9 protein-coding genes and 1 pseudogene are annotated in these 12,001 nt (G+C 63.2%); 1 reads left to right on the forward strand and 9 read right to left on the reverse strand.

The genetic code is table 11. The features are described 5' to 3' along the window. Positions 1 to 3: 3 nt before the first annotated feature. From ACYCFC_RS16160 to ACYCFC_RS16200, 9 genes are all read right to left on the reverse strand, one after another. Positions 4 to 384, reverse strand: a complete 381-nt coding sequence (locus tag ACYCFC_RS16160; protein ID WP_459652218.1) for a helicase — start codon at positions 382 to 384, stop codon at positions 4 to 6. Positions 385 to 531: 147 nt separating this feature from the next. Beyond that, positions 532 to 804 (reverse strand): HU family DNA-binding protein, encoded by a 273-nt coding sequence (locus ACYCFC_RS16165; protein WP_158187095.1) that lies wholly within the window; start codon positions 802 to 804, stop codon positions 532 to 534. Positions 805 to 951: 147 nt separating this feature from the next. Next, the gene (locus ACYCFC_RS16170) at positions 952 to 2,136 is read right to left on the reverse strand and encodes an NAD(P)/FAD-dependent oxidoreductase (protein WP_459652219.1); all 1,185 of its coding nucleotides are present in this window, start codon (positions 2,134 to 2,136) and stop codon (positions 952 to 954) included. A gap of 156 nt (positions 2,137 to 2,292) precedes the next feature. Beyond that, positions 2,293 to 2,460 (reverse strand): rubredoxin, encoded by a 168-nt coding sequence (locus ACYCFC_RS16175; protein ID WP_459652220.1) that lies wholly within the window; start codon positions 2,458 to 2,460, stop codon positions 2,293 to 2,295. 115 nt (positions 2,461 to 2,575) lie between these two features. Further along, a complete protein-coding gene (locus ACYCFC_RS16180; RefSeq protein ID WP_181084717.1) occupies positions 2,576 to 4,279 on the reverse strand; it encodes an L-lactate permease in 1,704 nt (567 codons plus the stop codon). Between the two features lie 196 nt (positions 4,280 to 4,475). Beyond that, a complete protein-coding gene (locus ACYCFC_RS16185; protein WP_459652221.1) occupies positions 4,476 to 6,659 on the reverse strand; it encodes a malate synthase G in 2,184 nt (727 codons plus the stop codon). 27 nt (positions 6,660 to 6,686) lie between these two features. Further along, positions 6,687 to 7,091: a heme-binding protein gene (locus tag ACYCFC_RS16190; protein ID WP_181084721.1), complete on the reverse strand. Its 405-nt coding sequence runs from the start codon at positions 7,089 to 7,091 to the stop codon at positions 6,687 to 6,689. Between the two features lie 660 nt (positions 7,092 to 7,751). Then, on the reverse strand, positions 7,752 to 9,041 hold the full coding sequence (locus ACYCFC_RS16195) for an arsenic transporter (protein ID WP_459652222.1): 1,290 nt from the start codon (positions 9,039 to 9,041) through the stop codon (positions 7,752 to 7,754). A 21-nt stretch (positions 9,042 to 9,062) separates the two neighbouring features. Further along, positions 9,063 to 9,410 (reverse strand): metalloregulator ArsR/SmtB family transcription factor, encoded by a 348-nt coding sequence (locus tag ACYCFC_RS16200; RefSeq protein WP_181084729.1) that lies wholly within the window; start codon positions 9,408 to 9,410, stop codon positions 9,063 to 9,065. A 238-nt stretch (positions 9,411 to 9,648) separates the two neighbouring features. Here ACYCFC_RS16200 and ACYCFC_RS16205 point away from each other — a divergent pair. Then, positions 9,649 to 11,994 (forward strand): annotated as a pseudogene (locus ACYCFC_RS16205) (FdhF/YdeP family oxidoreductase). Positions 11,995 to 12,001 lie beyond the last annotated feature (7 nt).

Below are 12,001 nucleotides of genomic sequence, written 5' to 3' on the forward strand. Positions count from 1 at the left end.
CGCTCAGGCCTTCTTTGCCTTCTTCGGCTTCAGATACCTGGTCAGCCCTTGGAACCACATCACCAGCGCCGGATTGCCCTGGATCTGGATATTCTTGTCCTGAATGCCCTGCATAAAGGCCAGCTGCTTGTTCTTCGCCGTCATGGTCTCGAAGCCGTAAGCGGCATCCCGGAAACCCAACGCAAATGCGGGTTCGCTCGCCGGTCCGCTTTTGCTGGTGATGCGCTGGTCCTTGACGATGAAGTGCCGCGCCACCTTGCTATCCAGGGTGTGCAGCTGGAAGGTCAGGTCCTTGTCGCCCAGTTGCTGCTGGAACTCGGGGTTGGTGCGGCTGGCCTTGCCCATCAGGCGGCCCAGCATCCACAGAAGAAAGCGGAATTTCATGATATTTCCCGACAGCTATTCAAAAATTTCCGCATTGTAGCGGCTTGCCGAAACGGGAAAAGGGCTTTGCGCGGCGGAAACGGAGCGGTCTGTGCCCGACTGGCAGGTCGGATTGACCCGGAGCCGGGCGGCTCCGGGTAGCGCTGATCAGTTGATCGCGTCCTTCAGCATTTTTCCGGGTTTGAATGCCACGGTATTGCTGGCCTTGATGGTCACCGGCTCTCCCGTCTGGGGGTTCTTGCCGGTACGTGCGCCACGGTGGCGTTGCAGGAATGTTCCGAAACCGACCAGGGTGACGCTGTCCTTGCGGTTCAGCGCGTTGGTGATTTCATCCAGAACGGCATTGAGTACACGATTGGCCTGATCCTTGGTGAGATCGGCCTTGTCGGCGATGGCCGCCGCGAGTTCCGGTTTGCGCATGAGTAGCCTCTGATGCTTTCTTGTTGTTGTGTGTGCCGTTCTGTGAACAGCGTTCAAGGCGCCGCGACAGCTCTAGAGCGCCGCACGCCCAGGGAGAATGGCACGCTGCTAGCAGAGGCGCCAGTACCCTTAAGTGCTATGCCGGCCTCAATCGGAAGGCGTTAAGGACAGAACCTGGGGCAGCTCCGCCAGCACAGGAGGCAATTGCCTGTTCAAGGCCAGGCGCTGCTGCACGGCGGCGCCGGTCAGCGCATAGCCCAGCAGGCGTCCATCGGGCGTCTTGAATAGCGCCGTGATATCGCTACCTTCGCCCTCGATGGTCCAGCCCCCCTCACTGCCCGGCGCTGGCGGCGACACCACCAGCGGGCACACCGGCGTCTTCACGGTAATCGGCATCGGCCCGTAACTGACAGACGTGGCGGTTCCGGCAAGGGTCCGTGCCAGCGCCCGCACGCCGCTCATCAGCGGCATGACATAGAGCAGGTTGAGTCCGCCGACTTCGGCACAGTCACCCAGCGCATAAACATGTCTGGCGGAGGTTTGCAGAAAACGATCCACCACGATGCCACGCCCGGTTTCAAGGCCGGCGGCGGCGGCCAGCTCGGTGCGCGGTCGCAGGCCGACAGCGCTGATCAGCAGATCGCATGGCAGAGGCTGCCCATCGGACAATTGCGCCTGCAGGCCATCAGCCTTGTGTTCGAGCCCCTCGACCACCGCGCCGAAATGAAAGCGCGCACCCAGCGACTCCAGGCCGCCCTGCACGGCAGCCGCCACCTTCGCTGGCAACAGCGCGGGCATGACCTGCTCGCCCGGCGCCACCAGATCGACTTCGTAGCTCCCCTGCAGCAGATCATTGGCCAGTTCGCAGCCGATCAGCCCGGCGCCCAGGATCAGTACGCGGCGCCTGCCCTTCGCCGCCTCGCGGAAACGGCCATAATCGAGCAGATCGTTGATTGCAAAGACCCTGTCCGCCGCATCCCCCGCCAGCGGCACATGAATGGGCTGTGCGCCCCAGGCAAGCACCAGATCCCGATAGGACACCGACTCGTTACCGACCCATACACGGCGATTGGCGGGATCGAGCCGGGTGATTCGGGTATGGGTGCGGATCTCGGCGTTGAGCTGGATGGCCATCTGCCCGGCATCCAGCATGCCGAGCGAGTCGGCATCCTTGTTCATGGCAAAGCCGGTGGAAAGCATCGGCTTGGAATAGGAGCGACCGTCGTCGGCGGTGACCAGCAGCAGCGGTGTTTCGCTGTCGTGCTTGCGAAATTCCCGCGCCAGGTTGTAGCCCGCCAGACCAGTGCCGATGATTACCAGGGGTGCTGTCATACAGTTACATCCTTTAACAGTCCGTTGAAAAACGTAGGCGAGGCAGGCAAGACAAGGCAAAAACAGGCGAGGACGCGGAGTTTAGTGGTCTAAATGAGCAGTCCGAGCCTGTTTTTAACGCAGTATTGCCAACGCAGGTAGTTTTTCAGCGGTCTGTCAGTCGATCGCGATCATTTCAAAATCCACCTTGCCCACGCCGCAATCGGGGCACAGCCAGTCTTCGGGTACGTCTTCCCAGGAGGTGCCGGGCGCAAGGCCCTCCTGCGGCAGCCCCAAGGCTTCGTCGTAGATGAAGCCACACACCACGCATTGCCACTTCTTCATCGGGGATGTCCTTGATCATTGCCGATTGCGCTGAACGCTATACCAGAACGCTGCGTGGCGCCAAATACAAACACAACGGGCGGCCTAGGCCGCCCGTTGCAGTCAGCACTGTCGCTTAGCCGGCGATGCCTGCCAGCGGATCGCTGATACCCATCACGTAGAACCCGATCAGGCCGATGCTGCCAGCCAGGATGAGATAGTACAGGGTCGGCAGCATGGTCTTGCGCAGGGTGATCCCTTCGCGTCCCAGCAGGCCCACGGTCGCCGACGCCGCGACCACGTTATGGATGGCAATCATGTTGCCCGCCGCCGCGCCCACCGACTGCAGCGCCACCATCAACGCGCCGGACAGGCCCAGCAGGCCTGCGGTGTTGAACTGGAACTGCGAGAGCATCAGGTTGGAAACGGTGTTGGAACCGGCGATGAAGGCACCCAGCGCACCGACGGCCGGAGCGAAGAACGGATAGATGTCGCCCACGCTGTTGGCCACCAGCTGTGCCATGGCCACCGGCATCGAGACCAGATCCGAGCCATTGACGCCGGAGTTGATCAGGATGCGCACCATCGGAATGGTGAAGATCAGCACGAAGCCGGCACCGAGCAGGGTCTTGCTCGACTCGGAGAGGGCCGCGCCCAGCTCGCTGGCCTTCATCCGGTGCAGGAAGAAGGTGACCAGCACCACCATGCAGAGAATGCCGCCCGGCAGGAACAGCGGTTCCAGGGTGCCGGACACGCCAGTCTCGCCGAGGATGTCCTTCCAGCCGAAGCTGACGGCCATCAGGGCACCCTTGACATCAGGGAAGACGCGCGAGATCACCAGGAACGCAGCCAACAGCAGGTAAGGCGCCCAGGCCATCGGAACGGAGATCGGCGTCTTGCCGGCCACGTCCTCGATCTTCATCTCGATCTTGCCCATCCAGTCGGCAGGCCATTCGCTGGCCGGCGCGAAATCCCAGGTGTCCTTGGGCAGCAGGAAGCCCGCCTTGGCTGCAGGCACCACGATGGCCAGGCCTACCAGGGCGCCGATCATCGAGGGGAATTCAGGGCCGAGGAAGACACCGGCGGCAGCGTAGGGGATGACGAACGCCAGGCCGGTGAAGACCGCGAACGGCGCCATCGCCAGGCCTTCGGACCAGGACTTGTTGCGCCCGAAGTAGCGGGTCAGGATGCACAGCATGATCAGCGGCATCAGAATCCCGCAGATCGCGTGGATGATCGCGACGCGCGAGAAGATCAGGTGGAAGAACACCTCCCAGTTGCTACCGACGACCGCCAGTTGCTCGCTGATGCCGGTCTTGTCCAGACCTGCGCCTACGCCTACCAGGATCGGTGTACCCACCGCGCCGAAGGAAACCGGCGTGGACTGCACCATCATGCCCATCACGACCGCGGCCAGCGCCGGGAAGCCCAGTGCAACCATCAGTGGCGCGGCCACTGCGGCCGGCGTACCGAAGCCCGAGGCGCCCTCGATGAAGCAGCCGAACAGCCAGGCCACGATCAGCGCCTGGACGCGACGATCCGGGCTGATATTGGAGAACCCTCGGCGAATCGCGGCGATACCACCGGAATGCTTGAGGGTGTTGAGCAACAGGATCGCGCCGAAGATGATCCAGAGGATCGCGGCGGTGAGAATCAGGCCTTGCAGGGTCGAGGCAATGACGCGATTGAGCGTCATGTCCCAGGCCAGCAGGCCGATCAATGCAGTGAGGACGAATACCAGCGGCATTGCGTATTTGGCTGGCCAGCGAAAGCCAATCAGCAATACGCCCGCCAGCACCAGTGGCACGAAGGCCAGGATGGATAGCAGTGTCTGACTCATTGTTGGGTTCCTTGTTTTTTGTATTGAACCGCTTTTATTCCCGGTTACCCGGTGCCACGCATGGATGACGCAGGTCATCCAAAGGCACCGATCGACATAGGCCGACCGGCCCCCCATGCTCAAAAAGCCCCGAAGGCTTACAGGCGTTCGGGGCTTGGTCTTACCAATAACCAGACAAGCCAGTCATTGAGCTATTTCAACCGCCATTCTGCTGCTTGAAGCGCTGGCGCCAGGCATGCAACAGGGGTTCGGTGTAGCCGCTCGGTTGTTCACGCCCCTTGAATACCAGATCACAAGCCGCCTGAAAAGCAATAGATTGCGCGTAGTCTGCCGCCATTGGCCGGTAGATTGGATCGCCAGCGTTCTGCTGATCGACCACCTTGGCCATGCGCTCCAGAGTTTCGCGAACCTGTGCTTCGCCGACAACACCGTGGTAAAGCCAGTTTGCCAGGTGCTGACTGGAGATCCGCAGCGTAGCGCGGTCTTCCATCAGGCCGACATCGTGGATGTCCGGCACCTTGGAGCAACCGACGCCCTGCTCGACCCAGCGCACCACGTAGCCGAGGATGCCCTGGCAGTTGTTGTCCAGTTCCTGCTGGATTTCCTCGGCGCTCCAGTTGCGCTGCGGCGCCACCGGAATGGTCAGCAGGTCGTTGGTCAGCTGCTCGCGCTCGCTGGCCAGGTCGATCTTCTCCAGCTCGGCCTGGACCGCCTGCACGTCCACCTGATGGTAGTGCAGCGCATGCAGGGTGGCGCCGGTGGGCGACGGGACCCAGGCGGTGTTGGCGCCGGCCTTGGGATGGGCGATCTTCTGCTCGAGCATGGCGGCCATCAGGTCCGGCATGGCCCACATGCCCTTGCCGATCTGCGCCTTGCCGCGCAGGCCGCAGTTCAGGCCGACCAGCACGTTGTTGCGCTCGTAGGCCTGAATCCAGGCAGTGCCCTTCATGTCGCCTTTGCGCAGCACGGCGCCGGCTTCCATGATGCTGTGCATCTCGTCGCCGGTGCGGTCGAGAAAACCGGTGTTGATGAAGGCCACGCGGTTCTGCGCGGCACCGATGCAGGCCTTGAGGTTGACGCTGGTGCGACGCTCCTCGTCCATGATGCCGACCTTGAGGGTGTGGCGCAGCAGGCCGATGAGGTCTTCGACGCGACCGAACAGCTCGTCGGTGAAGGCGACTTCGGCCGGACCGTGCATCTTCGGCTTGACGATGTAGACGCTGCCGGTGCGCGAGTTGCCGCGGCGCTCGAGGTCATGCCTGGCGATCAGGCTGGTGACCACGCCATCGAGGATGCCCTCGGGGATCTCGTGGCCCTCGCCGTCGATGATCGCCGGGTTGGTCATCAGGTGGCCGACGTTGCGGATGAACAGCAGCGAGCGACCATGCAGGGTCAGGCTGGAGCCATCGACGGCGGTGTACTGGCGGTCGGGATTCAGCTGGCGGGTCATCGCCCGGCCACCCTTCTGGAAGGTATCGGTCAGATCGCCCTTCATCAGGCCCAGCCAGTTGCGATAGACCAGCACCTTGTCGTCGGCGTCGACGGCGGCGGTGGAGTCCTCGCAGTCCATGATGGTGGTCACGGCGGCTTCGATCAGCAGGTCCTTGACGCCGGCGGCATCGGTCTGGCCGATGGGGCTGTTCGGGTCGATCTGAATCTCGATGTGCAGGCCGTTGTTCTTCAGCAGCACGGCGGTGGGCTCGACGGCCTCGCCCTGATAGCCGACGAATTTTTCCGGCTGCTCGAGGCCTGTGACGCTGCCGTTCTCCAGGGTGACCTTGAGCTGGCCGTCCTGCACGCGGTAGTTGGTCGCATCGGCATGGCTGCCTTCGGCCAGCGGCGCAGCCTGGTCGAGGACGTTGCGGGCGAAGGCGATGACCCTGGCGCCGCGCACTTCGTTGTAGCCCGGGCCTTTCTGCGCGCCACCCTCTTCGGAGATGGCGTCGGTGCCATAGAGCGCGTCATACAGCGAACCCCAGCGGGCGTTGGCGGCGTTCAGCGCGTAGCGGGCGTTGCCGATCGGCACCACCAGCTGCGGGCCGGCCTGGCTGGCGATTTCGCTGTCGACGTTGCTGGTGCTGACCTTCACCTCGCCCGGCTCCGGCAGCAGGTAGCCGATGGATTCGAGGAAGGCGCGGTAGGCCGGCATGTCGGCGATCGGGCCCGGATTGGCCTTGTGCCAGGTGTCCAGCTCGGCCTGCAGGCGGTCGCGCTCGGCGAGCAGCGCGCGATTCTTCGGCGCCAGGTCGTGGACCAGCCGATCGAAGCCGCTCCAGAAGGCCGCGGCTTCGACGCCGGTGCCGGCCAGCACTTCGTCTTCGATGAAGCGCTGCAGGTTGGCCGCGACTTGCAGGCGGCCCAGGGTTACACGTTCGGTCATCAGTCGTTCTCCTTTTTATTATCCGGGTCAGTTGGCGAGGGCGGCGACGCCGGCCTTGGCAACCTGCGCATCCTGTGCGGCAGTCACGCCGGAGACGCCCACCGAGCCGATCACGTTGCCATCGACGATCACCGGTACGCCACCTTCCAGCGAGCAGACCACCGGCGCGGACAGGAAGGCGTTGCGACCGCCGTTGACCATGTCCTCGTAGCCCTTGGTTTCGCGGCGACCGACGGCAGCGCTGCGCGCCTTCTCGGTAGCAATGTAAGAAGCGATGGGCGCACAGCCATCAAGGCGCTCCAGCGCCAGCGGATGACCGCCGTCATCCGCGACGACGATGGTCACGGCCCAGCCGTTGTTCTGCGCTTCGCTACGTGCTGCGGCGAGAATGCTGGCGACTTCGGTCTGGCTCAGTACGGCTTTGGTTTTCATATGCTCTTCCTTCGAAGTGTTATGGAGAGATTTGAAACGTTCGGGCGAACACGTGAACGCAGCACATGCCGCCCGTTATAGGGCTCGAATATGACCGTCGTGGAATGGCTGGCACAGCATCGACGGCTCTCTGTGGACAGGCGTTGCGCGGTTCACTCCGATTCCGTCCTCGAGCGGATACGAACCCGCCACTTGCCCAAGCACTTCCATCCAGGCGAGAACCCTAACTAGACCGCGCAATCATGTCTTCGGTGCGAAATCCGTTGCGACGTGAGCCTTCCGGACACGTGCCATCGGAGCGCAGGCGCGCGCCGCGCCTGAACATAAGATTCATTATCTGTTCCAAACGACGCTACAGTCCATGGGCCAAGCCACTGGTCCTACCAGTTTAGGCTATCGGTGAGTTCGGCCTGGTTTTTGCGTTCTTGGCATTTTGCAGGGAAGGACGGAGGAATAAACAGGCCACACACCAGAAGAAAACCCCGCGCTGTCGCAGGTTAACGGGTCATGTGCAGAAACTTCTGCGGAGCAACCGTCGAAGTAATCGTGCTCCGCCAGTGCCGGACGATCTCCTGCTGAGCCACCTCCTCACGGCCTCCAAAAAACTGGTCCTACCAGTCCTGAGCGCTAACATCGCAGCCCCTGCCGCCGGGGCGACCGTCAAAGGCTCAGGCTCAGGCGTAGCGCCAGAGCCGAAAGGGTGATCAACAGCACCGGGAAGGTCAGCAGGATGCCGACCCTGAAATAGTAACCCCAAGTGATGCGCATGCCCTTGCGCTCCAGTACGTGCAACCAGAGCAGCGTAGCCAGGCTGCCGATGGGGGTGATCTTCGGGCCGAGGTCGCAGCCGATGACGTTGGCGTAGATCATCGCCTCGCGGACGATGCCCTCGGCGCCACTGGCCTGGATCGACAGCGCACCGATCAGCACGCTGGGCATGTTGTTCATCACCGAGGACAGCAGTGCTGACAGCACGCCAGTACCGATGGCAGCGCTCCAGAGGCCCTGTTCTGCAAGGCCGTCGAGCAGCAGCGCGAGAAAGTCCGTCAAGCCGGCATTCTTCAGGCCGTAGACCACCAGGTACATACCAAGTGAGAACACCACCACCTGCCAGGGTGCTCCGCGCAGTACGCGCCGGGTGGAAATCCGATGACCTCGGGCTGCGACGGCGAAAAGTATCGCCGCACAGGCAGCGGCCACCACGCTGATTGGAATACCCAGGGGCTCCAGGGCGAAGAGGCCGACCAGCAATGCCAGCAGCGTCCACCAGCCCATGACGAAGGTGGCGCGGTCATGAATGGCCGTCTTCGGCTCCTGCAGCGAATCGAGCGCGTAGCGTTGCGGCAGGTCACGCCGGAAGAACAGGAACAGCACGAGCAAGGTGGCGGCAACGCTGGCCAGGCTCACCGGCACCATCACCGAGGCGTACTCGGAAAAGCCCAGCCCGAAATAGTCGGCGGAAACGATGTTCACCAGGTTGGACACCACCAGCGGCAGGCTGGCGGTGTCGGCGATGAACCCGGCGGCCATGACGAACGCCAGGGTCGCGGCGGGTGAGAAGCGCAGGGCGATGAGCATGGACATGACGATGGGGGTAAGGATCAGCGCCGCGCCGTCATTGGCGAACAGCCCCGAAACAGCCGCACCCAGCAGTACGCAGAAGCAGAACAGACGATGGCCGCTGCCCCCGGCCCAGCGCGCCACATGCAAGGCCGCCCACTCGAAGAAGCCGGCCTCATCCAGCAGCAGGCTGATGATGATGATGGCAATGAAGGTGGCGGTGGCATTCCAGACGATGGCCCATACAACGGGAATGTCCTGTAATGACACAGCCCCGACGCCCAGGGCGATGGCGGCACCGATGGCGGCGCTCCAGCCCACACCGAGGCCCTTGGGTTGCCAGATGACCAGCACGAGAGTGAAGACGAATACGGCAACGGCAATCAGCATGGATGACTCGTTCAGGTGGGGTCAGCAGCAGGCGGCATCGCGGACGGGACGGCCGTCCATGTTCTGCAGGCGGGAAAGGTTGTGCTGCAGCCAGTCGACGTTGGCCTGAAGTGTCACGTGCAGCAGCTCCTGTACCCAAGCGGGCAGCTCCGGATTGAGGCGGTAGTACACCCACTGGCCTTGCCGGCGATCCAGCAGCAGGCCGCTGTTGCGCAGTTGGGCGAGGTGGCGGCTGATCTTCGGTTGGCTGTCACCCAGGGCGCACATCAGCTCGCAGACGCAGAGTTCGCCCAGGTTGGCGATCAGGAGGGTGGCGCGAGCGCGAGTCTCGTCGGCCAGGCTCTTGAAGACATCGGGAGGCGTGATCATGGTTAGGGCTTGGATATACGGAAATGCGAATATACGGATTTCCGTATGTGAAGAGCAAGACGAGTTTGCTCCGACTCTCGCATGGTGTCACGGACCTGGCGCGTTGACAGTTCGGATGCAACGCAGGATGGCCAGGCACCGCGCTCATCCTACGCGGTCAGGAATCGGTTATTGTCATCGACTGGAGGTATAACGCTCCAGCCTTATGAGCAATCCCCTTCAGTTCGCGAGGCACCGCATGTCCCGTCACGATCGTTTCAAGCCTGCCGCCCGCTATCGACCCTATGCCGGCGCAGCCGGCGGCTGGGGTGCGCTGCGAAGCGTGACCGGACACTGGCTCGGTAGCGATAACGCGCTGAAGAACATCCGCGCCCTGCTCAAGACCAATCAACATGGCGGTTTCGATTGTCCCGGCTGCGCCTGGGGCGAATCCGCCGAGACCGGGCCGATCAAATTCTGCGAGAACGGCGCCAAGGCGGTGAACTGGGAAGCCACCAAGCGCCGCGTCGACGCCTCCTTTTACGCCCGTCACAGCGTCAGCCAACTGCGCGAGCAGAGTGATTACTGGCTCGAATATCAGGGGCGCCTGACCGAGCCAATGCGTTACGACCGCGCCAGCGACCGCTACCACCCCATCGGCTGGGACGAAGCCTTCGCCCTGATCGCCGGTCACCTCAAGCGCCTGGACGACCCGAACCAGGCCGAATTCTACACCTCCGGGCGCGCCAGCAACGAGGCGGCCTACCTCTATCAACTGTTCGTCCGGGCGTTTGGCAGCAACAACTTCCCCGATTGTTCGAACCTGTGTCACGAAGCCAGTGGCGTGGCGCTGGGGCAGAGCATCGGCGTGGGCAAAGGCACCGTCAGCTTCGAGGATTTCGAGCATGCCGACGCGATCTTCGTGCTCGGCCAGAACCCTGGTACCAACCACCCGCGGATGCTCGAGCCGCTGCGCGAAGCCGTCCAGCGCGGCGCCCGCGTGGTGGCGTTCAATCCGCTGAAAGAGCGCGGCCTGGAGCGTTTCCAGCATCCGCAGAAGACGCTGGAGATGCTCTCCAACCGGGACCGCGCGACCAGCACCGCCTACTTCCGGCCCAATCTCGGTGGCGACATGGCGCTGGTGCGCGGCATGGTCAAATACCTCTGGCAATGGGAACGCGAGGCGCAGGCCAAACAGCAGCCGGGGCTGTTCGACCATGCCTTCATTGCCCAGCATACGCAGGGACTCGACGCCTACCTGGCCCTCGTCGAGGCGACGTCCTGGGAGCAGATCGAAACCCAGTCCGGGCTTGCCCGCAGCGAGATCGAGCAGGCCGCACGCCTGTATGCCGATGCCGAACGGGTGATCATCTGCTGGGCGATGGGCATCACCCAGCATCAGCATTCGGTGGCGACCATCCAGGAAATCACCAACCTCGCACTGCTGCGCGGCAACCTCGGCAAGCCCGGCGCCGGCCTGTGCCCCGTGCGCGGTCACAGCAACGTGCAGGGCGACCGCACCATGGGCATCAACGAACAGCCGACGCAGGCGTTTCTCGATGCGCTGGAAAAGCATTTCGGCTTTGCCGTGCCACGCCAGCCTGGGCACAACGCGGTCGCCGCGATCAACGCCATGCTCACCGGCCAGGCCCGAGTCTTCATCGCGCTGGGCGGCAACTTCGCCCAGGCCACGCCCGATACCGTCCGCACCCACCAGGCGCTGCAGAACTGCGAACTCACCGTGCAGATCAGCACCAAGCTCAACCGCAGCCACCTGACCTGCGGGCACGAGGCGCTAATCCTGCCCTGCCTGGGCCGCACCGACATCGACCGGCAAGCATGCGGACCGCAGGCGGTGACGGTCGAGGACTCGTTCAGCATGGTCCATGCCTCCCATGGCCAGCTGGAACCACTGTCGCCCCTGATGCGTTCGGAACCGGCGATCATCGCCGGTATCGCCGCGGCGACGCTCGGCCCCCAGCCGGTCGACTGGGCCTGGCTGGTCGAGGATTACCCACGCATTCGCCAGCTGATCGCCGCAACCATCCCCGGCTTCGCCGACTTCGAGCAAAAACTGCATCAACCTGGAGGCTTCTATCTGGGCAACGCCGCCTCCCGCCGACAGTGGAATACGCCTGAAGGCAAGGCGGCCTTCAGCGCCCACGCCTTGCCCGATGAACTGCTGCCGCAGCAGATTCGCAGCCTGGGCGTCACCCCGGACCTGATCCTGCAGAGCCTGCGCTCGCATGATCAGTACAACACCACCATCTATGGCCTGGAGGACCGTTACCGGGGCGTGAAGGGCATGCGCGAGGTGATCTTCGTCAACCCGCAGGACATCCAGCGGCTGGGTTACGAGCCCGGACAGAAAGTCGATGTGATTTCACTCTGAAATGACGGCATCGAGCGCCGCATCACCGGCATGACGCTGCTGCCCTACGACACGCCACCCGGCCAGGCGGCCGCCTATTACCCGGAGACCAATCCTCTGGTCCCGCTGGAAAGCCATGGCGAGGGGAGCCATACGCCCACCTCGAAATTCATCGCCATCCGCCTGGAGAAGAGCATCGAAGCCAGTCTGCTGACGTCTCCTCTGACCCACTGAATAACGA

The sequence above is a fragment of the Stutzerimonas sp. NM35 genome (genome assembly GCF_054604355.1).

Coding starts and splice junctions, on each gene's coding strand:
- ACYCFC_RS16160 (WP_459652218.1), bottom strand. CDS start 384: ATGAAATTCCGCTTTCTTCTGTGGATGCTGGGCCGCCTGATGGGCAAG.
- ACYCFC_RS16180 (WP_181084717.1), bottom strand. CDS start 4,279: ATGAGTCAGACACTGCTATCCATCCTGGCCTTCGTGCCACTGGTGCTG.
- ACYCFC_RS16190 (WP_181084721.1), bottom strand. CDS start 7,091: ATGAAAACCAAAGCCGTACTGAGCCAGACCGAAGTCGCCAGCATTCTC.
- ACYCFC_RS16200 (WP_181084729.1), bottom strand. CDS start 9,410: ATGATCACGCCTCCCGATGTCTTCAAGAGCCTGGCCGACGAGACTCGC.
- ACYCFC_RS16175 (WP_459652220.1), bottom strand. CDS start 2,460: ATGAAGAAGTGGCAATGCGTGGTGTGTGGCTTCATCTACGACGAAGCC.
- ACYCFC_RS16195 (WP_459652222.1), bottom strand. CDS start 9,041: ATGCTGATTGCCGTTGCCGTATTCGTCTTCACTCTCGTGCTGGTCATC.
- ACYCFC_RS16165 (WP_158187095.1), bottom strand. CDS start 804: ATGCGCAAACCGGAACTCGCGGCGGCCATCGCCGACAAGGCCGATCTC.
- ACYCFC_RS16185 (WP_459652221.1), bottom strand. CDS start 6,659: ATGACCGAACGTGTAACCCTGGGCCGCCTGCAAGTCGCGGCCAACCTG.
- ACYCFC_RS16170 (WP_459652219.1), bottom strand. CDS start 2,136: ATGACAGCACCCCTGGTAATCATCGGCACTGGTCTGGCGGGCTACAAC.